We start from the raw sequence: 19,245 nt of genomic DNA, 5'->3' as shown, positions 1-19,245 counted from the left end.
CATGAGACTTCTCTTCCTCGGCGACATGGTGGGCAAATCGGGACGTACGGCGGTGTGGGAACAACTGCCCGGCCTGATCTCGGATTTCAAACTCGACTTCGTCATCGTCAATGGCGAGAACGCCGCCGGCGGCTTCGGCATCACCGAAGACATTTTTCGCGACACCATCGCCGCCGGTGCGGATGTCGTCACCACCGGCAACCATGTCTGGGACCAGCGCGACGCACTGGTCTTCGCGCCGCGCGAGGAGCGCTTCTTGCGCCCGTCCAACTTCCCCAAGGGCACGCCGGGGCGCGGTTCCGGCGTCTATATCGCCAAAAACGGCGCGCGCGTGCTGGTCGCCAACATCATGGGCCGGGTGTTCATGCATCCCGAGCTCGACGATCCGTTCCAGGCCGGCGAGCGCGAGCTGGCCGCCTGTCCGCTGGGCGAGCAGGCCGATGCCGTGGTCATCGACTTCCATGCCGAAGCGACCTCGGAGAAAATGTGCTTCGCGCATTTCGTCGACGGCCGCGCCAGCCTCGTCATCGGCACCCATACGCACCAGCCGACGGCCGACCACCAGATCCTCAACGGCGGCACCGGCTACATGTCCGATGCCGGCATGTGCGGCGACTATGATTCCTCGCTCGGCATGGACAAGGAAGAGCCGCTCAACCGCTTCCTGTCGAAAGTGCCGAAAGGCCGCTTCGAGGCGGCGACCGGACCGGCGACATTGTCCGGCGTCGGCGTCGACATTTCCGACCGGACGGGCCTGGCCGAAAAGATCGCGCCGTTTCGCCGCGGGCCTCGGCTTGAAGAAACCGCGCCATCCTTCTGGTCGTGACATTGATATGGTGGAATATAGTACCTAACTGGCGACGAAACTGCTCTAGATCGTAGAGGGGACGACCTCCATGCAGCTCGTTGAGTTCCTGGCGCCGCATTTTCAATTTGTTGCCGATCCAACCGCGTGGGTCGCGTTGCTGACGCTGATCGTGCTCGAGGTCGTGCTCGGCATCGATAATCTGATCTTCATCTCGATCCTGACCAACAAATTGCCGGAAGCGCAGCGCGCCCGCGCCCGGCGTCTCGGCATCTCGGCGGCGCTGATCATGCGGCTGGTGCTGCTCGCAACCATCTCCATCATCGTGCAGCTGACGACGCCGGTGTTCACAGCGTTCGGCCATGGCTTTTCCTGGCGCGACCTGATCCTGATTGCCGGCGGCCTGTTCTTGGTCTGGAAGGCGACCAAGGAAATCCACCACACCGTCGATCCCGACGACCACAAGGATACGATGATGGGCGAGACGCTGCAGATCTCGCTTGCCGGCGCCATCTTCCAGATCCTGCTGCTCGATCTCGTCTTTTCGATCGATTCGATCATCACCGCCGTCGGCATGACCGACGAGATTGCCATCATGTACATCGCCGTGATCGTGGCGGTGAGCGTGATGATGCTGGCGGCCGGGCCGCTGGCCAACTTCATCGCCAAGAACCCGAGCATCGTCATGCTGGCGCTGGGCTTCCTGCTGATGATCGGCATGACGCTGATCGCCGACGGCATGGGCTATCATGTGCCGAAGGGCTACATCTACGCCGCGATGGGCTTTTCCGCCCTGGTCGAGGGCCTCAACATGCTGGCGCGGCGAAGGAAGAAACCCAGCGGTGGGCATTGAGGCTGGGCGATCGGGGCGATCCTAGCGCCCCGGCACGCCCTTCGGATAACGGTCGCCGATCAGGCCAAGCGACAGGCCCTGTTCCAGCCATGCTTTGGCACCAGCCAACACCAGTGCGAAGCCGTCGGTCGAGCCGACCGCCTGCTTGACCTGCTCGTCGGCGGTGCCGGCGAAGCCGAAATTGCTGACCTCAAGAAAGGTCGCACCGTCAGGCGTTTCGGCGCCGGGCATCTCCGTGAATGTCCAGACCACAGTGGTCGGCGGATCGCTCCATTGCATGACGATCTTCTTGTTCTCGACGATCTCGCTGACATTGACCATCGCCGAGGCGCCGTACATGCGCCACTCCCAGCGAACCTCTTTGCCGCTATCCAGCCGGCCGCTGCTGTGGGTAAACCAGAATTTCGTGGTGATGGCCGGGTTGACGATCGCCTCGAAGACCTCGTCGACCGGCCGCCTGATCAGCATGCCGGCTTCGGCAGTCGGCGTTTTGTGAATTTCCATCGATGCTCCTTCTTGTCCGGTTTGCGCTCACCAGGCGTCAGGCTCGCGCACCATGTGAACGATGCTGGCCGGGTTGGCGATCCAGAAGCCGCGAAAGCCTTCGCCCAGGGGCTCGACCGCGTCGCAACGGACGACGCCGGCCTTGGCGAGATGATCCGCAATGGCTGCAGAATCGTCGGTGAAAAGCTCAAGCCAGACTTCGGCCTGGCTCAGCATCGGCGCCTCGTCGATCCACAGACGGTTGGGGCCGAGCTCGAAGCCGATGGCCGGCGCCTTGGCGGTGAATGGATTCAAGCCGACGACGTCGCGATAGAAGGCGATCGTCGCCTCGTACTGATGCGACGGGACTTTCATGGCGATGTTGATTCCACCTGTCATTTTCGCGGTCATTGCGGGCTCCGTTGCGCGGTTCATCTGTTTGTCTCGTTGGCCGGCTCGCCCCTCATCTCGCCGCGGTAGTAGCCGTCGCGCAGGTTGATGCCGTATTCGACATAGGCCTTCATGCAGGCCAGCATCTGCGACCAGCCCTCGCAATTGAGGTAGGATTTCTGCAGGCCGACCACGCCTTCCGGCCAGCCGGATTCAGCAATGGTCACAAGGGTGCCGCCATCGTCCAGCGGCTCGAAGTTCATCTCGATGCGTGTCTTGTAGGCCGGCCTGTCGTCGGCATCTGTGGCATCCCAGCGCAACACGATGCGGCTGTCCTTGACCACTTCATCGACCTCGACCGGCACTTTTCCCCACCAGACGGCACCGATGCCGGCTTCCAGCGGGGCGCTGGCGCCGCCAATGGTGGTGAAATAGCCGCTGAGCTTCTCCGGATTGACGACTGCGTCGAAGACTTCTGCGACCGGTTTGCCGATGCGCCCGGAAACTCTGAATCCAAGAGACATATCCACAGCTCCTTCCTTGATTGGCTCGACGATATGTTATATAAACATAACATGTCAAGCCAAACCGCAGACGATCACGTCTTCAAGGCGTTGGCGCATCCGCGCCGTCGCGAATTGCTGGATCGGCTGAAGGATGCGCCGCAGACGACCGGCATGTTGTGCGAGGCGTTTCCCGATATCGATCGCTGCACCGTCATGCTGCATCTCAAGGTGCTGGAAGAAGCCGAACTGGTGGTGGCAAAGCGCGAAGGGCGCGAGCGCTGGAACCATCTCAACGCGCTGCCGATCAAGCACATCCACGACCGCTGGATCAGCCAGTATGCCGGCCATGCGCTCAGCATTATCGACCGGCTGAAATCCGATCTGGAGGGCTGAACCGGCGCGGCTGGACGAATTGAGCCGATTTATCTATAAGCCGGCCATTCCGACAGAGAACGCCGTGCATCCATCGCGTTGCACCTTAGACGGCTCTGAAATTTGAATTCGAGTACCCGGGAAGACGAGGTGAGACCACCTCGCTTCGGGATGCTCTAGCCGAAGACGACAGGGGTGCCATGGCTGGCCATTCACAGTTCAAGAACATCATGCACCGCAAGGGCCGGCAGGACGCGGTGCGGTCAAAAATGTTTTCCAAGCTGGCGCGCGAAATCACCGTCGCCGCCAAGAGCGGAACACCGGATCCGTCGATGAACCCGCGTTTGCGCCTGGCCATTCAGAACGCCAAGGCGGTGTCGATGCCGAAGGACAACATCCAGCGCGCCATCAACAAGGCATCGATGGGCGATGCCGAGAATTACGAAGCGGTGCGCTATGAAGGCTATGGGCCAGGCGGCGTGGCGCTGATCGTCGAGGCGCTGACCGACAACCGCAACCGCTCGGCCTCGAATGTGCGCGCCGCCTTCACCAAAGCCGGGGGTGCGCTTGGTGAAACCGGCTCGGTGTCGTTCATGTGGAACCGCGCCGGCGAGATTTACTATCCGGCCTCCGCCGGCAGCGCCGACAAGGTGATGGACGCGGCGATCGAGGCCGGCGCCGATGACGTCGAGTCCGACGAGGAAGGCCACACCATCTACTGTGCGTTTGAGAGTATGGGCGAAGTGTCTAAGGCGCTGGAAGCCTCGCTTGGCGAGGCCGAATCGGTGAAGCCGATCTGGCAGCCGCAGAACAATGTCCCGGTCGACGAAGAGCGGGCGCAATCGCTGATGAAACTGGTGGCAACGCTCGACGACGATGACGACGTGCAGAGCGTCTACGCCAATTTCGAGGTCGACGACGAGACCATGGCCAAGCTCAGCGCGGCGTAGGTCCGTGCAATACAGTCGGATGCGAATATTGCTGTATGACGGCGGCCTGCCTATAGATTAGTCAGTTATCAGGGGGGCCGATGACCGACTATAAAGAGGCAAGTTTTGCCGATGCGGTGGCCTGGCCTCGCCGGCCCGGCATATGGCGACGGTTTCTCGCTGCACTCATCGACTACCTTGTAATCCTGATCGCCCTCTATTTGCTCGTAGGGGCTCTATTTCTGCTGACCAACGGTGGCGTAAAAGGCAGCTTTTGGCTGAACTGGAAACTATGCCAGGAGGGTACGGTTCACGGTGCCCCGACACTTGCCCGTTATGACTGGCAGGTGTGTAGAACATCAGTACTTGGTTTGCCGGTCGCCATATGGAGCGTGGGTACGGCGCCGGGCTCAAAGCCTGGAGAAACCTCCTCCATCTCGATCGATCTGGATTCGCAAGGGAATTTCAGGCCTGCAGCATTGGACCTGGGTTTCCTCGAGCTGATCGCTCTGGCGTCTTATCTCCTCATTATGGAGTTGAAGTCCGGCCAATCAATCGGCAAGCGGCTCACGGAGCTCACTGTACATGATGAGGACGACAGACATAGGGTCGGCCTGCCGGCGAGAAAGGCTGTTCGGCGGCAACTTATCAAGTTTCTCGGCGCATTACCGATCGTCCTGACGGGAAGCTGGTATGCTTTTCAGGCTTGGGGCACCGCTCCCGGTGGCGTGCAGGATTACTCCAGCCTGGAAATAGTGGTTGCATCCGCTGCCCTCGTTTTGGTGCTGATCTGGCCGGTCTGGATTGCGATATCCATAGCTCTGGGCGACGACCCGATACACGATCGATTCGCAAATACCACGGTGCGCATACAGGAGGCCCAGAAATGAGTGTGCCGGAGAGGCCCCGCGTGGTCATCACCTATTGCACTCAGTGCCAGTGGCTGCTGCGGGCCGGCTGGATGGCGCAGGAACTGCTCTCCACCTTCGGCACGGATCTTGGCGAAGTGACGCTGGTGCCGGGCACAGGCGGCATCTTCACCGTTTCCTGCAACGATGTGCTGGTCTGGGACCGCAAGCGCGACGGCGGCTTTCCCGATGCAGCCAAGCTCAAGCAGCTGGTGCGCGACGTCATTGATCCGGACCGGGATCTCGGCCATTCCGACCGCAAGGCCTAATCTGCGTCGAGATTCAGGTGAGGCCGGCCTGCAAATGACGGCTTCCTGCGCTTCCGGTGCACACGTACTTGAGTACGCTCCGCTCCGGTTCTCGGAAGCCACCATTTTCGACTCGACCTGACCTGAATCTCAACACAGCTTACCTTGCTTGACGACTTTCACAGCAATGCGAAGATGAAGCAGGCCATCGACACGATGGCGGTGATGGTGCGGACGTGGTTCCACATCACCCACTGGTTCAGATGGTTCGCCCAGACGGCTGCGCCATTGGCGCTGGCCGGGTCGACGGCGGCGAGCGCATCGTTGAGCGGCACATTGAAGACCATGGTCACGATCGGGTTGCCGATCAAATAGATCACGGCACCGGCAAGCAACCAGTGCGAGCCGGACTGGCTCCAGCCCATGATGGCGGCGGCGATAAGCACCAGACAGAGCAGGCCGGTGCCGAACAGCGCCGTCATGAAGGTGGGCGTGATTACCGTGATGTTGATCGAATTCATCGCCGAGATGCCTTGGGGGACCGGCAGCCGGGCAAGTGCTGCCATGACGAAATTGGAAAAGGCGAAAAACACGCCGCCGACGACGCCCGAGCCGATTGCGGCGATGATGGTGAGGGTGGGAAGAAGCTTGATCATCTCAGTTGCTCCAGATGCCGATTGCGGCGGGTTCATTTGCGTAGGCGGAAAAGTCTTTCGGCGCGCGGCCGAGCACACGCTGGACACCGTCGGTCAGCGTCTCGTTGCGGCCGTCAAGCACTTCGGTGAACAGCTCGTTGAGCAGCCAGGCGATTTCGGGCGGCAGTTCGTGTGCCGCCGTCGCGGCGGTGAATTCGTCATGCGAGATCTTGATATAGCGGATGTCGCGGCCGGTCGCCTTGGCGATCTCGGCGACCGCGTCGGCGAAGCTCAGCAGCCGCGGCCCGGTCAACTCATAGAGCTGGCCGACATGACCCGGTTCGGTCAGCGCAACGAAGGCAGCATCGGCGATGTCGTCGACATCGACGAAGGGCTCGCCAACAGGGCCGACAGGCAAAGCCACTTCGCCTTGCCGCAAGGACTCGACGAGAAAACCTTCGCTGAAATTCTGCGAAAACCAAGCGCAACGCAGGATCGTCCAGTCAGCGCCCGAGGCTTTGACCATCTCTTCGGCGCGCTGGGCTTCGGTCTCGCCGCCGGAGAGCAGCACCATGCGGGTGACGCCATTTGCCACCGCAAGCCTGGCGAAGGCGCCGACGGTCTCGGCGGCGCCCGGCACGGCGATGTCGGGATAGTAACTGATGTAGACGGCGCCCACGCCCTGCATGGCAGGCTCCCCGGTCGCCGGAACCTCCCAGTCGAAGCGGGGGCTGCCGGAACGCGAGCCGATGCGCACGGGAATGCCCTGTGAGGTCAGCCGCTCGGCGAGGCGACGGCCGGCCTTGCCAGTGCCACCGAGGATCAGGACTGGTTTGGTGTCGGTCATTGTGGTTTTCCTCTGTTTACAAATATGAGTAATCCTCACATTTGCAAAACGTGATAAACCCTCGTATTTTGGGAGTCAAGCCGTCTGTTGGCAGATTTTGTCGAGACCGGAGGCCGTCATGGAAGACACAGCAACGCCCGCATCTGCCCAGGAGCAGGTCGCATCGCCGCGACGGGCGCCCACCCAGCAGCGCAGCCGCGAGCGGGTCGAGCGCATGCTGGCCGCAGCCTCGGCGCTGATTGCCGAGCAAGGCAGCGACGCCATGCGCATGGGCGAGGTGGCGGAACGGGCCGCGGTGTCGATCGGCTCGCTCTACCAGTTCTTTCCCGACAAGCGGGCGATCGTCTGGGCGCTGGCCGAGCGCTACACCGCCGAAAGCCAGGCCTGCATCTCCTCGGCGCTCAAGGATGTCGTCGACGCCGAGGGCCTGCGGCAGGCGTTTTCGGAGCTGGTGGATATCTACTATCAGCTGTTCCTGGCCGAGCCGGTGATGCGCGACATCTGGTCGGGCACGCAGGCCGACAAGGCGCTGCGCCAGCTCGAACTCGCCGACAGCCGGGCAAATGCCGAATTCCTGACCATGGTGCTGAAGCGGCTGCATCCCGGCGCCGATCCGGTGGCGCTGGAGACCACAGCGTTTCTGGTCTGGCAGATGGGCGAGGCTGCCGTGCGGCTGGCGATCTCGGTCGATCGGCAGGAGGGCGACAGGCTGGTCGCCGCCTACAAGCGCATGGCGCTGCGGGAATTGGTGGACGGGTAGGCTCGCACCACTCTGGGAAGGGTCGCTTCGAAGCAGCAGGGTGGACGCGTCGGACCGCATCCGACCCTTGGGCCGACCTCCCCACAAGCGGGAGGTATCGGCGCGTTAGCTTGAAGCGACTGACTTTGACGGCAACAAAAAACCCGCCACAAAGGCGGGTTCTTTATTCAGCGATACAGGTAAACTTTAGAGGCCGAAGCCTTCGAAGCGCTTCTTGAACTTCGACAGGCGGCCGCCGCGGTCGAGCAGGGTCTGCTGGCCGCCGGTCCAGGCCGGGTGCGTGGTCGGGTCGATATCGAGGTTCATCGTATCGCCTTCCTTGCCCCAGGTCGAACGGGTCGAGTATTCGGTGCCATCGGTCATGACGACCTTGATGGTGTGGTAGTCGGGATGGATATCGGCCTTCATTGTCGTGCTTCCTGGCTTGTGGCGCTGCCGACGGCCCGTGGCCTGCGTCGATGCGCCCCTTTTTAAAACTCGAAGCCGCAGCTATTGAAAAGCCACGGCTTCTAAAACGGTCGGCGAGCCTATACATCAGCCGGAATTGAATCACAAGGCCGCGGCAGGCGCATATTGAAAGCGCCAACCTGGAAGCGGCCAGAGGAAACGGTCATGGCGGACATCAGCGGCGAGCAAGACGGGCGCAGGCGCTCGCTCGGGCCGCTCAGGCGCCTATATCCCTACATATTCCGCTACCGCAAACTGGTCATAGGCGCCCTCATTTCGCTCGCCATCGCCGCAGCGACGACGCTGGCGCTGCCGCTGGCCGTGCGGCGCATGATCGACCACGGTTTCAGTGCTTCCGGCACCGTCGTCATCGCCGAGTATTTCGCCGCCCTGGTGGCGATGGCAGCCATTCTGGCGGCGGCGTCGGCCGGACGCTACTACTTCGTCATCACGCTCGGCGAGCGGGTCGTTGCCGACATCCGCAGCGACGTGTTTTCGCATGTCACGACGCTTTCGCCGTCCTTCTTCGACACCGCCCAGTCGGGCGAGATCGTCTCGCGGCTTGCCGCCGACACCACGCAGGTGAAATCCGCCGTCGGCGCCACCGCCTCCGTGGCGTTGCGCAACGTCATCCTCGGCCTTGGCGCGGTGGCGATGATGGTCGTCACCAGCCCGAAACTGTCGGGCCTAGTGATCGCGGCCATTCCGCTCATTGTGCTGCCGCTGGTCGCGTTCGGCCGTTCGGTGAGGCGCCGGTCACGGCAGGCGCAGGATACGCTGGCGCAAGCGACCGCCTATGCCAGCGAGCAGATCGGCGCGGTGCGCACGCTGCAGGCGTTCACCAACGAGACGCTGGTCACCGGGCGGTTCTCGGCCGCGGTGGAAGCCGCCTTCCAAGCGGCGCGCTCGTCGATCTTCTCCCGCTCGCTGCTCACCTTCCTTGCCATCTTCATGATCTTTTCCTCGGTCGTGGCGGTGTTGTGGTTCGGCTCGCGTGACGTGCTTGCCGGCACGATGTCGCCCGGTACGCTCGGCCAGTTCCTGCTTTACTCCGTGTTTGCCGCAGGCGCGCTGGGCGCACTGTCGGAAGTCTGGGGCGAGCTTGCCCAGGCGGCGGGTGCGGCCGAAAGGCTGACCGAGATACTCGACGAGACGCCGGCGATTCAACCGCCGGCCAATCCGCTGCCGCTGCCCGCCAAGGCGACAGGCGCGATCAGTTTCGACGACGTCTCCTTCTCCTACCCGGCAAGGCCGGACCGTGCCGCCGTCCACGGCTTGAGTTTTCAGGTCAAGCCCGGCGAGACGGTGGCGATCGTCGGCCCGTCGGGCGCCGGAAAGAGCACCGTCTTTTCGCTGATTCTGCGCTTCTACGATCCCGAAACCGGCCGCATCGCCATTGACGGCGTCGACGTGCGCGAAGCCGATCCGGCTGAAGTGCGGGAGCGCATTGCGATCGTGCCGCAGGATGTCACCATCTTTGCGGCAAGCGCGCGCGACAATATCGGCTTTGGCAGGCCGGGCGCGACGAATGCCGAGATCGAGGCCGCCGCCGGGGACGCGCTGGCCGACGAGTTCATCCTCAGGCTCGACAAGGGCTACGATAGCCAGGTCGGCGAGCGCGGCGTCACCTTGTCCGGCGGCCAACGTCAGCGCGTGGCGATCGCCCGCGCCATCCTGCGCGACGCGCCGATCCTGCTGCTCGACGAAGCCACGTCGGCGCTCGACGCCGAAAGCGAAACGCTGGTGCAGACGGCGCTGGAACGGCTGATGCAGGGCCGCACCACCATCGTCATCGCCCACCGGCTGGCGACCGTGCTGAAGGCCGACCGCATCCTGGTCATGGATGGCGGCCGCATCGTCGAGGAAGGCACGCACCAGAGCCTGGTCGCCAAGGGCGGCATCTATGCAAGGCTGGCCAAGCTGCAGTTCGAAACCGGAGCAAGCGCCTTCAGGGGTGCCGCGGAGTAGCAACCCGCAATCAGGCGGGACCATACCGCTTGCGGAGATGCTCGGTGAAATGCGCGGCATTCAGTTTCTCGCCCGTGGCGCGCTCAAGCAGTTCGGGCGTCGACCAGCGCGATCCCTGCGACCAGATATTGTCGCGGCGCCAGTCATTGATGGCGGCGAAATTGCCCCTGGCGAGATCGCTGTCGGCTGAAGGATGGTCGCGCGTCAGCGCAGCCCATTGCTGCGCCGCCATCATGGCGCCCAGCGTATAGGACGGGAAATAGCCGAAGGCGGCGCCCGGCCAATGCACGTCCTGCATCGGTCCGTCGGCTGGGTTGTCGATGGTCGAAAGGCCAAGATACTCCCGCATCTTGGCGTCCCACGCTTCGGGCAGGTCGGCCGCCTGCAGCCGCCCCGAGACCAGCTCCTGCTCCAACTCGTAGCGCAGGATGACATGCAGCGGGTAGGTTACCTCGTCCGCGTCGACGCGGATCAGGCCGCGCTCGACCCGGTGCACATGCGGCAGGATGTCGTCGAGCGACCAGGCTTCGCCGAGATGCTTTTCGACCACGGGCAGCGCCCAGCGCCAGAATTCGGGGTTGCGGCCGACCTGTTTCTCGACGAACAGGCTCTGGCTTTCATGCACCGCCATGCCGCGCGCCTTGCCGAGCGGCCAGTGCGCCCAGGCCTTCGGCAGGTTCTGCTCGTAGAGCGCATGGCCGGTCTCGTGCAGCACGCCCATCAAGGCCGACAGGAAGTCGGACGTCTTGTAGCGGGTGGTGATGCGCACGTCGCTCGGCACACCGCCGCAGAAAGGATGGTGCGACACCGACAGCGAGCCATGGGTGAGGTCGAAGCCGACCGAAGCCATCATGGCAAGGCCAAGCTCGCGCTGCCGGTCGATCGCATAGCTGCCGGAGAGCGGCTTCAGCGGGCGCTTGGCCAGTCGCGCTTCCTGTACGGCCAGCGCTTCCGGCACGAAGCCCTTCAGGAATGTCTTCAGCTCGGTGAAGACCGGCGTGATGTCGGCGGCCCGGTTGCCAGGATCGTATTGCTCCATCAGTGCGTCGTAGGGACCGAGGCCGAGCGCGTCGGCGCGCAAAGCGGCTTCCTCGCGCACCAGCGCGATGACACTTTCGAGCGCCGGCAGGAAGCCTGCCCAGTCATTCTTGGCGCGCAGATCGCGCCAGAGCTGCTCCGAGCGCATACGCGCCACCGTCTGGCGCTCAACGAATTCGACCGGCAGGCAGGTCAGGTTGGTGTATTGGCGACGCAGTTCGCGGACCGCCGCCTGCTGCTCCTCGTTGAGCGCTTCAGCTTCTGCAGCGGCGAGCCAGTCGGCGATCTCCGGCGCGGTAGCCCTGATATGCAGCATGCCGGCAAGGGAAGACATCGCTTCGGCGCGCTTCTCGCCGCCGCCGACGGCCATGTGGGTCGCCTCGTCGGCGCCGAGGATAGCGAGCGCATGTTCCAGCGCTTCGAGCTTGTGGCCGAGATCATCGAGCTTGTGAAAGGACATGGCAGGTTCCGCGTTTTGGACGGCGGGAAAAGATACCAACGCGCCAGGATTGGCAACCCTCAAAGGTGGCTATCGCCGATGCAGCTTGCGCCGGTGAGCTGGTGCGTGGAATGCTGGCTGACGGTGGAACACCGCCATGGAGGGGAGACTAAGATGATCGGCAATATCCTGGTCGGGCTGGTGGCACTGATCCACCTCTTTATCGTCTATCTGGAGATGGTGGCGTGGGACACACCGCGCGGGCACAGGGCGTTCAACCTCAAGCCGGACTTCGCCAGCGCCGGCGGTTCTCGGCCCTGCGCGTCAAAGTAGGAGCCCGGAAACGCGAAGTGTAGTTAAAGAAAGATAATGTTTTCAGGCCTTGCCGGCTTGGCGTTGCGCCCTAGAGTTGAGCCGGCAAACAATTTCGCGTGACTGAAAATCACCGTTCGGTGAGCTTCAGTTCAATGCGTCGGTTCTTGTTGCGGGCGTCTTCGGTGTCGGCGGGGTCGAGCGGCTGGAATTCGCCGAAGCCGGCCGCAACCAGCCGGTTGGCGGGCACGCCGTTCTCGATCAGGTATTTGACCACCGAGGTCGAACGCGCCGTCGACAATTCCCAATTGTCGCGATAGCGGCCGGCGCCGGACAGCGGCTTGTTGTCGGTGTGGCCGTCGACGCGCAGCACCCAGTTGATCTCGGGCGGGATTTCCTTTTGCAACTCGATGATGGCATCGGCGAGCTTCTTCATCTCGACCTTGCCGGCATCGTTGATCACTTCCGACCCGGTCGGGAACAGAACTTCCGACTGGAAGACGAAGCGGTCGCCGACGATGCGGATGTTCTCGCGGTCGGCGAGGATTTCGCGCAGGCGGCCGAAGAAGTCGGAGCGGTAGCGGTTCAGTTCCTGCACGCGCTGCGCCAGCGCGACATTGAGCCGACGGCCGAGATCGGCGATCTTGGTGTTGGAATCGCGGTCGCGCGTTTCGGACACATTGAGGGCGTCCTCGAGCGCGCCGATCTGCTTGCGCAGTGCCGCGATCTGCTGGTTCAGGATCTCGACCTGGCTCAGCGCCTGCTGGCTGATCTGGCGCTGGCTGTCGAGTTCGCCGCCGAGCTCCGCGGCGCGCTGGTTGGCGGCGTCGCCGGCGCCGGCGCCTTGCGCCAGCAACTGCTCGAGCCGGCTCTTCTCAGCTTCCGCCGCCGACAGCGACGCCTGCAGATTGGCCAGCGAATCGTCCTTGTCCTGCGCGCTCGAGCGCTCCAGCGCCAGCAACTGCGTCAGTTCGTTGATCTGCGAGTTGAGGCGCGTGAGCGCCGTATCCTTGCCGGAGAGTTCGCGTCCGAGCAGGAACTGCGCCAGCACGAAAACGGTGAGCAGGAACATGATGGCCAGCAGCAGCGTCGACAGCGCGTCGACGAAGCCCGGCCAATAGTCGATCCGGCGATCGGTGCGCCGGCCCCTGGCGAGAGCCATGCTAGTGGACCCCGGGTTTCTTCAGCGCGTCGGCGATCTTTTCCAGCGTGTTGCGCATCGCCTTCTGCTCGTCCGACTGGGCCTCGACCCAGTCGCGCATGATCTGCTGCTCGGAGCGCATGTTCTTGACCAGTCCGGAAATGCCGTCGGCGAGATTGGCCATGGCGGTGGCGACGCGCGGATTGGAGCCGCCGCCGCTTTCCTGCATGCTGCGCAGCCGTTCCGACAGGACCCGGATCTCGTCGGAGGATTCAGTCTTGGCCGGGTCGGCGACGGCGATGTCGGAGGAGAGATCGGTGACCGAGGACAGCCAGTTTTCAAGCTCGGTATAGAAGCGGGTCTGCGCGCGGCCGGCCTGCAGGTCGAGGAAGCCTAGCACCAGCGACCCGGAAAGGCCGAACAGCGAGGACGAAAAGGCCGTACCCATACCGGCCAGCGGCGCCGACAGCCCCTGCTTCAGCGAATCGAGCACGGCGGCGGCGTCGCCGGTGCCGGGATCGAGCGATTCGATGGTTTCGCGGATCGAGCCGATGGTGTTGAGCAGGCCCCAGAAGGTGCCGAGCAGACCGAGGAACACCAGCAACCCGACGAGATAGCGCGAGGTGTCGCGGCTTTCGTCGAGGCGGGTGGCGATCGAATCCAGCATGGTGCGCATCGAAGACGTCGAGAAGGCGACCGTCGAGGAACGGCCGATCATCGCCTTCATCGGCGCCAGCAGCACCGGCTCGGTGGTTTCGGAACCGGCGCGGAAGGAATTGACCCAGCGCACTTCGCGAAACAGTCGTCCGACCTGGGCGAAGGCGAGCAGGATGCCGACCACAAGGACGCCGACGATGAGGCCGTTGAGGCCGGGATTGCTCCCGAAAGCGGTCGAGATCTGGCGGGTGAGGATGGCGGCGATGAAGGCGACGATGACCAGGAAGATGACCATGGTCAGGAGGAAGACCTGCGGGCTCGACAGTTTGTGCGGATCGTACATCAGGACATCAGAACGCCTGCCCACGCCGAAGGATCTGAGAAAAGCCATCCGTGCCCCGTTTCCGATGCTCTATTTGCCTTGACGCAATTCCGAACGGGAAGCCGCTCATACTTCCCTGGAACCGCTCCAGTGCCGCCGATCACGTAATTCGCGACTCTAAACGGAATTGTGACCAAATTGAATGGCGCTTGGCAATATTGCCCGACTGTCGGGCCGCACCACGCCGTTCAGAGGCGGTTGACGACCAGGCAGTCGACCATGGCGGCAAGATGCAGCCCGGCGCCGGTGACGACAAAGCCGTGCCAGAGGGCATTGTGGAAGCGCAGGCGTTTCCAGGCGAAGAAGATGACGCCGCAGGAGTACACGATGCCGCCGGCGACAATCAGCGCGATCGAGGTCGTCGGCAACGTCGCCACCAGCGGCTTGACCAGGACGACGCCGCTCCAGCCGATGGCGAGATAGAAGACAATGGCCAGACGATCGAAGCGGCCGGGCAGGAACACTTTCATGGCAATGCCGGTCAAAGCAGCGGTCCAGACAAGGACAATCATCGGCAGCGCCAGCGGCGAGCCGTCGAGCTGGGCCAGAAAGGGCGTGTAGGTCGCGGCGATCAGGAGATAGATCGCCGCATGATCGAAGCGCCGCAAGATCCACTTCGCCGGCGACGTCACCGGCCACAGATTGTAGGTCAGCGAAATCGACAGCACAGTCAGCAGCGACACCACGAAGAAGGCGGCGGCGATGTATTCGCCGGGACCGGCATGGAAGGCGGCCAGCGCCAGCAACGCCGAGCCGGCGGCTATCGCCAGCACGATGCCGACCGCATGGACGATGCCATCGGCGATCATCTCCGCACGCGAGTAGTGCCAACGCCCGACATAAGGGATTTCAACTGGCTGGTCTGGCTGCGCTTCTCGCGAGGATAGTGAAGGTATGCTCGTCATAAAAAATCCTGCGTCACCCTTATCTGGGCGGCCGCCGGGCAGTATTTCAAGCTTTGATTGCGGTTTTGCGACTGCGGCGCTTCAGCACGCCGCGCCGGCATGCCAAGTGATCAGCGCGCCGAAAGCGGCTTCTTCACCGCCTTGAGCAGCGCGCGCTGTATGACCTCGTTGCCGGCGACGAGCGAACCCGCCTCGAGCATATCCTGGCCGCCATCCATGTCGGAGACGAAGCCACCGGCCTCGCGGATCAGCAGCAGGCCGGCGGCAATGTCCCAGGCCGACAGGCCGGTTTCCCAAAAGCCGTCCATGCGGCCGGCGGCGACATAAGCGAGATCGAGCGCGGCGGAACCCAGGCGGCGCACGCCCGAGACCTCGGCCATCACATTGCGCAACTCGACGAGGAAATTGCCGTGCTGGCCGCGGCCGAGATGCGGCACGCCGCAGCCGATGACGCAGTCGGTGAGCTTGCTGCGGCCGGCAACGCGCAGCCGGCGATCGTTCATGAAGGCGCCGCCGCCGCGCTCGGCGGTGTAGAGCTCATCCATTGCCGGATTGTAGATGACAGCGGCGACCAACTGGCCCTGTCGCTCCAGCGCGATCGAGATGGAAAAGATCGGAATGCCGTGCAGGAAATTGGTGGTGCCGTCGAGCGGGTCGACGATCCAACGGTGCTGGTCGTCGTCCCCTGCGATCATGCCGCGCTCTTCCATCAGGAAGGCATAGCCCGGCCGTGCCTTCGACAGTTCGGCAAACAGAATGTCCTCGGCCTTGCGGTCGGCTTGGCTGACATAGTCGCCCGGTCCCTTCATCGACACCTGCAGGTTCTGCACCTCGCCGAAGTCGCGCGACAGCGAGCGGCCGGCCTTCATGGCGGCCTGGACCATGACATTGAGAAGTGCGGAGCGTGCCATCGTATCTGTTCCTGCCTACGCGTCAGTCTGCGCGGCGCATGTAGGTGAGTTCGTTGGTGTCGACGACGATGCGTTCGCCGGCGCCGATGAATGGCGGCACCAGCACGCGGATGCCGTTTTCCAGCACCGCCGGCTTGTACGAGGACGCGGCCGTCTGGCCCTTCACCACCGGGTCGGCCTCGGTGATGGTCAGCGTCACCTGGTCGGGCAGCGAAATGCCGATCGGCCTGTCCTCATAGAGCTGGACCGTCACCATCATGCCGTCCTGCAGGAAGGCGGCGCGGTCGCCGACGAAATCCTTCGCCAGCTCGAGTTGCTCGTAGCTCTGCGTGTCCATGAACACCAGCGCGTCGTCCTGGGCGTAGAGGAAGGAAAAATCCTTCAGATCGAGCCGGATCTGCTCGACGGTCTCCGCCGAGCGGAAGCGCTCGTTGAGCTTGGTGCCGTTGATCAGGTTCTTCAGTTCGACCTGGTTGTACGCGCCGCCCTTGCCGGGCTTGACGGTGTTGGTCCTGACCGCCACCCAAAGGCCGCCATCGTGTTCGATGACATAGCCGGGACGGATTTCGTTGCCATTGATCTTGGCCATGATGAGATTGATCCGGGATGCTACCAACGGCTTGGCCGTTGGTATGGGGATGGTCGCTGGACAAGCGATTTCGGGCCCCCAAGACCACAAATCGGCAGGAGAGGCAAGGGATGCCAGATCGCCCGACAGCGGCTGGTAGCCTCAAACTTGGGCTGCAATGACTTTGCCGACGGCCTCGACGATGGCATCCGCAGCCTCAGTCAGCCGGTTGAGATGAGGCGAGCGAAGTGCGGCGACCTGTAAGGAAAGGTCGACATCTTCCGTGTTGACGAGCATGAGGCCGTCGGGAAGTCGGCGCCTTGCAAGACGCAACGGCATTAGCCCAAGGCCGTGCCCCCGACGGACCCATTCCATCTGCAAGGCCGGATCCTGTATCTCCGCCGCGATCTCGAAACAACGCCTTCCGCCGACCAGAACCGACATGAGTTTCTGGCGCGCGTCGCAAGGGGCCGGACTAAGCACCCACGGCATGGGTGTCCGGCCACCGTCTTCCGGATCGGGGACGGTGGACGCAGCTATGACGCCAAGACGTTCAGTGCCAAGCGCTTCCGGGCCTGGCTTATCCGACGATCGCAGAACAATCGTCACATCGAGCTCGCCGCGTTCGAACTGATCGATCAGTTCGGCGCTCCAGCCGGTCTTGAGCCGTAGCGACACTTTCGGGAACGCCGCCGCGGCGTTGGCGATGGCCCCGGCGATGTCGCGGTCCGAGAGGCCATGGGCGAGACCCAGGCGGAACAGTCCTTCCGGCTCGGTCTTTCCGGCGAAGGATTTCAGCGCTTCTACGGAAGCGATGATATCGCGGCCGCGCGCCAGCACTTCCAGCCCCGTCGGCGTCAGTCGCGGCGGCTTTTGCCGGCGGTCGAGCAGCGTCGTGCCAAGCATGTCCTCCAGCCGCTGGATCTGCCGGGTCACAGCGGGCTGGGTCAGCGGCAGGCGCCGGGCGACCTTCTGGATCGAGCCCTCCTCGGCAAACAGGGCGAGCGTGCGCAATTCCTCAAGCATAGCCAGAACCATGTCTCGTAGGCATAATCATTGTAAACATTATGAATTTGAAATCCATCGCCTGGCAAGCAATTTTCCTTTCAAACGAAAGGACGACGACAATGAAGGCAATCGAACTGCAGAAGCCGGGCGGCATCGACAATCTCGAGATGGTCGAACGGCCAATGCCGGAACCCGGCCGTCAGGAGATGATCGTCAGCGTCAGGGCGACGGCGCTCAACTACCGCGATGTCGAGATCGCGCGCGGCAGCTATCACACGACATTCCCCTTGCCGCTGGTGCCGCTTTCCGACGGCGTCGGCGAGGTCGTCGCGCTTGGCCCCGAGGTCAGCCGCTTCAAGGTTGGCGACCGGGTCTGCGGCACGTTCTGGCAGCGATGGGTCGGCGGCAGCTTCGCCATGGCCGAACCTTCCTACCAGCGCGGCGGCCCGATCGACGGTTTGCTGAGCGAATTCGCCCGGCTGGACGAACAGGCGGCTGTCATCGCGCCGGCGCATCTCAGCGACGTAGAGGCGGCGACATTGCCTTGCGCCGCCGTCACTGCCTGGCATGCGTTGTTCACCGAGGGCAAGCTCAAGCCAGGCGAAACCGTGCTCAGCCTCGGCACCGGCGGCGTGTCGCTGTTTGCCGTGCAGTTGGCAAGGGCGGCCGGCGCGCGCGTCATTGTTACGTCGAGCAGCGATGAGAAGCTTGCCCGGGCGAAGAGGCTTGGCGCGCATGATGGCGTCAACTACCGCGACGATCCGGATTGGTCGTCGGCCGTGCTGGCGCTGACCGATGGCCGCGGCGCGGATCACATCATCGAAGTCGGTGGTCCCCAAAGTTTCGCGCAGTCGCTCAAGGCGTCGGCGCGCGGCGCCCAGATCAACGTCATCGGTTATCTCGGCGGCAGCGAAGGGGTGATCAATCCGCTCGACATCTTCCGACGCCAGGTGAAAGCACGCGGCATACCGGTCGGCTCGCGCGAGTCCTTCGAAGCGATGAACCGGGCGCTCGCCGTCAATCGGCTGCGGCCGGTGATCGACCGGGTCTTCCCATGGGCAGAGGCAGCGCAGGCCTTTCGCCATCTCGAACACGGCTCTCCCTTCGGCAAGGTCGTGCTGGATCATACACAGTGACGTTGCGTGTCAGGGCAGGCGGTTGGCCTTCTGCAAGGCTTGCTTTGTCTGATCGTCGGTCAGCCCTTGCAGGAAATCGTCCATCTCCGGATCGATAAGGCCGGCGCGGCGGGCGACCACATACCAGGCCCCGGCCAGGATCAGGTCGGGGTCGGTTCCGATGCCGCCCATATAGAGCTTTGCCAACCGGTTCTGGGCAGCGACATTGCCGCCTTCAGCTGCCTGCTTCATCCAGTTGAAGCCGGATTTCAGGTCGCGAACACCGCCCCGGCCCTCGATCATCCAGGCGGCAAGATCGATCTGCGCGGTGTCGTAGTTCTGCCTGGCAGCCTGTGCCAGCAAGCTGCGGGCCTTTCCATCGTCGCGGGTCTTGCCGCCGACGCCATTGGCATAGACCTGCGCCATCGCATACTGGGCGTCGGCAAGCCCTGTCGCCGCGGCACGCTCATAATAAGGCACAGCCCTGGGGGGGGCGGGCGGGCCCGGGGGCAGCGGGACGCGCCAATTGGGGGGGGTGATCTGCGCCCGCGGGGTGGCGGGGGCGGGGGGGGGGGGCCTCAGCGCCGACGGGGCCCGCTGGGCGGTCTTGGAGTCTCG

General features: G+C 63.5%; 23 protein-coding genes and 1 pseudogene. 10 read left to right on the top strand and 14 right to left on the bottom strand.

Features of this window, described 5'->3' with window-relative positions; genetic code table 11:
• The first annotated feature begins 1 nt into the window (after position 1).
• Positions 2–826, top strand: coding sequence for a TIGR00282 family metallophosphoesterase (locus tag NKH35_RS08815; RefSeq protein ID WP_352911269.1), 825 nt, complete (start codon positions 2–4; stop codon positions 824–826).
• A 70-nt stretch (positions 827–896) separates the two neighbouring features.
• Positions 897–1,658 carry a TerC family protein gene (locus NKH35_RS08810; RefSeq protein WP_352911266.1) on the top strand — a complete coding sequence of 254 codons (762 nt, stop codon included), beginning with the start codon at positions 897–899 and terminating at the stop codon, positions 1,656–1,658.
• A gap of 21 nt (positions 1,659–1,679) precedes the next feature.
• Here the strand turns inward: NKH35_RS08810 and NKH35_RS08805 are convergent, their stop codons facing one another.
• Genes NKH35_RS08805 through NKH35_RS08795 form a run of 3 tightly spaced genes read right to left on the bottom strand, consistent with a single transcriptional unit; the run spans position 1,680 to position 3,055 of the window.
• Positions 1,680–2,162: an SRPBCC family protein gene (locus NKH35_RS08805; RefSeq protein ID WP_023832603.1), complete on the bottom strand. Its 483-nt coding sequence runs from the start codon at positions 2,160–2,162 to the stop codon at positions 1,680–1,682.
• 27 nt (positions 2,163–2,189) lie between these two features.
• A complete protein-coding gene (locus NKH35_RS08800; protein WP_023728642.1) occupies positions 2,190–2,552 on the bottom strand; it encodes a VOC family protein in 363 nt (120 codons plus the stop codon).
• A 20-nt stretch (positions 2,553–2,572) separates the two neighbouring features.
• Entirely contained in the window at positions 2,573–3,055 is a 483-nt protein-coding gene (locus NKH35_RS08795; protein WP_352914189.1) for an SRPBCC domain-containing protein, read from the bottom strand.
• Between the two features lie 51 nt (positions 3,056–3,106).
• On the opposite strand from NKH35_RS08795, the gene NKH35_RS08790 reads away from it, so the two are divergent.
• The 4 genes from NKH35_RS08790 to NKH35_RS08775 all read left to right on the top strand — a co-directional run bounded on the left by NKH35_RS08790 (position 3,107) and on the right by NKH35_RS08775 (position 5,515).
• On the top strand, positions 3,107–3,430 hold the full coding sequence (locus NKH35_RS08790; RefSeq protein WP_023744976.1) for an ArsR/SmtB family transcription factor: 324 nt from the start codon (positions 3,107–3,109) through the stop codon (positions 3,428–3,430).
• Between the two features lie 179 nt (positions 3,431–3,609).
• Complete coding sequence (locus NKH35_RS08785) at positions 3,610–4,359, top strand: YebC/PmpR family DNA-binding transcriptional regulator (RefSeq protein WP_352914188.1); 750 nt, start codon at positions 3,610–3,612, stop codon at positions 4,357–4,359.
• A gap of 80 nt (positions 4,360–4,439) precedes the next feature.
• The gene (locus NKH35_RS08780; RefSeq protein WP_352914187.1) at positions 4,440–5,228 is read left to right on the top strand and encodes an RDD family protein; all 789 of its coding nucleotides are present in this window, start codon (positions 4,440–4,442) and stop codon (positions 5,226–5,228) included.
• Positions 5,225–5,515 (top strand): Rdx family protein, encoded by a 291-nt coding sequence (locus NKH35_RS08775; protein WP_352914185.1) that lies wholly within the window; start codon positions 5,225–5,227, stop codon positions 5,513–5,515. Before NKH35_RS08780 ends, NKH35_RS08775 begins: the two co-directional genes overlap by 4 nt.
• A 158-nt stretch (positions 5,516–5,673) precedes the next feature.
• On the opposite strand, the gene NKH35_RS08770 is transcribed toward NKH35_RS08775, so the two are convergent.
• Positions 5,674–6,150 carry an anthrone oxygenase family protein gene (locus NKH35_RS08770; protein WP_023733001.1) on the bottom strand — a complete coding sequence of 159 codons (477 nt, stop codon included), beginning with the start codon at positions 6,148–6,150 and terminating at the stop codon, positions 5,674–5,676.
• Position 6,151: 1 nt separating this feature from the next.
• Positions 6,152–6,976 (bottom strand): NAD(P)H-binding protein, encoded by an 825-nt coding sequence (locus NKH35_RS08765; RefSeq protein WP_352914182.1) that lies wholly within the window; start codon positions 6,974–6,976, stop codon positions 6,152–6,154.
• A 118-nt stretch (positions 6,977–7,094) separates the two neighbouring features.
• Here NKH35_RS08765 and NKH35_RS08760 point away from each other — a divergent pair, with 118 nt between their 5' ends.
• The gene (locus NKH35_RS08760; protein WP_023684159.1) at positions 7,095–7,736 is read left to right on the top strand and encodes a TetR/AcrR family transcriptional regulator; all 642 of its coding nucleotides are present in this window, start codon (positions 7,095–7,097) and stop codon (positions 7,734–7,736) included.
• A gap of 186 nt (positions 7,737–7,922) precedes the next feature.
• Here NKH35_RS08760 and rpmE read toward each other — a convergent pair whose 3' ends face one another.
• Entirely contained in the window at positions 7,923–8,144 is a 222-nt protein-coding gene (rpmE, locus tag NKH35_RS08755) for a 50S ribosomal protein L31 (RefSeq protein ID WP_023668748.1), read from the bottom strand.
• A 204-nt stretch (positions 8,145–8,348) separates the two neighbouring features.
• Here rpmE and NKH35_RS08750 point away from each other — a divergent pair, with 204 nt between their 5' ends.
• Positions 8,349–10,151 (top strand): ABC transporter transmembrane domain-containing protein, encoded by a 1,803-nt coding sequence (locus tag NKH35_RS08750; protein ID WP_023733003.1) that lies wholly within the window; start codon positions 8,349–8,351, stop codon positions 10,149–10,151.
• Between the two features lie 10 nt (positions 10,152–10,161).
• Here NKH35_RS08750 and NKH35_RS08745 read toward each other — a convergent pair whose 3' ends face one another.
• On the bottom strand, positions 10,162–11,649 hold the full coding sequence (locus NKH35_RS08745) for a carboxypeptidase M32 (RefSeq protein WP_352914179.1): 1,488 nt from the start codon (positions 11,647–11,649) through the stop codon (positions 10,162–10,164).
• Positions 11,650–11,802: 153 nt separating this feature from the next.
• On the opposite strand from NKH35_RS08745, the pseudogene NKH35_RS08740 reads away from it, so the two are divergent.
• Positions 11,803–11,931, top strand: a pseudogene (locus tag NKH35_RS08740) (DUF1304 family protein); the annotation flags it as partial.
• Positions 11,932–12,070: 139 nt separating this feature from the next.
• Here the strand turns inward: NKH35_RS08740 and NKH35_RS08735 are convergent.
• From NKH35_RS08735 to NKH35_RS08710, 6 genes are all read right to left on the bottom strand, one after another.
• The gene (locus NKH35_RS08735; protein ID WP_023698439.1) at positions 12,071–13,102 is read right to left on the bottom strand and encodes a peptidoglycan -binding protein; all 1,032 of its coding nucleotides are present in this window, start codon (positions 13,100–13,102) and stop codon (positions 12,071–12,073) included.
• A 1-nt stretch (position 13,103) separates the two neighbouring features.
• Positions 13,104–14,129, bottom strand: a complete 1,026-nt coding sequence (locus NKH35_RS08730; protein ID WP_023668754.1) for a MotA/TolQ/ExbB proton channel family protein — start codon at positions 14,127–14,129, stop codon at positions 13,104–13,106.
• A gap of 179 nt (positions 14,130–14,308) precedes the next feature.
• On the bottom strand, positions 14,309–14,929 hold the full coding sequence (gene trhA / locus NKH35_RS08725; protein WP_023694587.1) for a PAQR family membrane homeostasis protein TrhA: 621 nt from the start codon (positions 14,927–14,929) through the stop codon (positions 14,309–14,311).
• 206 nt (positions 14,930–15,135) lie between these two features.
• Positions 15,136–15,936 (bottom strand): inositol monophosphatase family protein, encoded by an 801-nt coding sequence (locus NKH35_RS08720; protein ID WP_023684166.1) that lies wholly within the window; start codon positions 15,934–15,936, stop codon positions 15,136–15,138.
• 22 nt (positions 15,937–15,958) lie between these two features.
• Positions 15,959–16,525 (bottom strand): elongation factor P, encoded by a 567-nt coding sequence (gene efp / locus NKH35_RS08715; RefSeq protein WP_023668757.1) that lies wholly within the window; start codon positions 16,523–16,525, stop codon positions 15,959–15,961.
• A 141-nt stretch (positions 16,526–16,666) separates the two neighbouring features.
• Entirely contained in the window at positions 16,667–17,530 is an 864-nt protein-coding gene (locus tag NKH35_RS08710; protein ID WP_198029287.1) for a LysR family transcriptional regulator, read from the bottom strand.
• A 101-nt stretch (positions 17,531–17,631) separates the two neighbouring features.
• On the opposite strand from NKH35_RS08710, the gene NKH35_RS08705 reads away from it, so the two are divergent.
• On the top strand, positions 17,632–18,648 hold the full coding sequence (locus NKH35_RS08705) for a zinc-dependent alcohol dehydrogenase family protein (RefSeq protein ID WP_352911251.1): 1,017 nt from the start codon (positions 17,632–17,634) through the stop codon (positions 18,646–18,648).
• Between the two features lie 9 nt (positions 18,649–18,657).
• Here the strand turns inward: NKH35_RS08705 and NKH35_RS08700 are convergent.
• Positions 18,658–19,245 (bottom strand): tetratricopeptide repeat protein (locus NKH35_RS08700; protein ID WP_352914174.1); only part of this gene is annotated, 588 nt, incomplete at its 5' end.

Source organism: Mesorhizobium sp. M1143 (assembly GCF_040318435.1).
Lineage (GTDB): Bacteria > Pseudomonadota > Alphaproteobacteria > Rhizobiales > Rhizobiaceae > Mesorhizobium.
The sequence above is the reverse complement of the archived record's forward strand: the minus strand, read 5'-3'. Positions and strand labels throughout refer to the sequence as shown.

Coding starts and splice junctions, on each gene's coding strand:
- NKH35_RS08815 (WP_352911269.1), top strand. CDS start 2: ATGAGACTTCTCTTCCTCGGCGACATGGTGGGCAAATCGGGACGTACG.
- NKH35_RS08810 (WP_352911266.1), top strand. CDS start 897: ATGCAGCTCGTTGAGTTCCTGGCGCCGCATTTTCAATTTGTTGCCGAT.
- NKH35_RS08805 (WP_023832603.1), bottom strand. CDS start 2,162: ATGGAAATTCACAAAACGCCGACTGCCGAAGCCGGCATGCTGATCAGG.
- NKH35_RS08800 (WP_023728642.1), bottom strand. CDS start 2,552: ATGACCGCGAAAATGACAGGTGGAATCAACATCGCCATGAAAGTCCCG.
- NKH35_RS08795 (WP_352914189.1), bottom strand. CDS start 3,055: ATGTCTCTTGGATTCAGAGTTTCCGGGCGCATCGGCAAACCGGTCGCA.
- NKH35_RS08790 (WP_023744976.1), top strand. CDS start 3,107: ATGTCAAGCCAAACCGCAGACGATCACGTCTTCAAGGCGTTGGCGCAT.
- NKH35_RS08785 (WP_352914188.1), top strand. CDS start 3,610: ATGGCTGGCCATTCACAGTTCAAGAACATCATGCACCGCAAGGGCCGG.
- NKH35_RS08780 (WP_352914187.1), top strand. CDS start 4,440: ATGACCGACTATAAAGAGGCAAGTTTTGCCGATGCGGTGGCCTGGCCT.
- NKH35_RS08775 (WP_352914185.1), top strand. CDS start 5,225: ATGAGTGTGCCGGAGAGGCCCCGCGTGGTCATCACCTATTGCACTCAG.
- NKH35_RS08770 (WP_023733001.1), bottom strand. CDS start 6,150: ATGATCAAGCTTCTTCCCACCCTCACCATCATCGCCGCAATCGGCTCG.
- NKH35_RS08765 (WP_352914182.1), bottom strand. CDS start 6,976: ATGACCGACACCAAACCAGTCCTGATCCTCGGTGGCACTGGCAAGGCC.
- NKH35_RS08760 (WP_023684159.1), top strand. CDS start 7,095: ATGGAAGACACAGCAACGCCCGCATCTGCCCAGGAGCAGGTCGCATCG.
- rpmE (WP_023668748.1), bottom strand. CDS start 8,144: ATGAAGGCCGATATCCATCCCGACTACCACACCATCAAGGTCGTCATG.
- NKH35_RS08750 (WP_023733003.1), top strand. CDS start 8,349: ATGGCGGACATCAGCGGCGAGCAAGACGGGCGCAGGCGCTCGCTCGGG.
- NKH35_RS08745 (WP_352914179.1), bottom strand. CDS start 11,649: ATGTCCTTTCACAAGCTCGATGATCTCGGCCACAAGCTCGAAGCGCTG.
- NKH35_RS08735 (WP_023698439.1), bottom strand. CDS start 13,102: ATGGCTCTCGCCAGGGGCCGGCGCACCGATCGCCGGATCGACTATTGG.
- NKH35_RS08730 (WP_023668754.1), bottom strand. CDS start 14,129: ATGGCTTTTCTCAGATCCTTCGGCGTGGGCAGGCGTTCTGATGTCCTG.
- trhA (WP_023694587.1), bottom strand. CDS start 14,929: ATGATCGCCGATGGCATCGTCCATGCGGTCGGCATCGTGCTGGCGATA.
- NKH35_RS08720 (WP_023684166.1), bottom strand. CDS start 15,936: ATGGCACGCTCCGCACTTCTCAATGTCATGGTCCAGGCCGCCATGAAG.
- efp (WP_023668757.1), bottom strand. CDS start 16,525: ATGGCCAAGATCAATGGCAACGAAATCCGTCCCGGCTATGTCATCGAA.
- NKH35_RS08710 (WP_198029287.1), bottom strand. CDS start 17,530: ATGCTTGAGGAATTGCGCACGCTCGCCCTGTTTGCCGAGGAGGGCTCG.
- NKH35_RS08705 (WP_352911251.1), top strand. CDS start 17,632: ATGAAGGCAATCGAACTGCAGAAGCCGGGCGGCATCGACAATCTCGAG.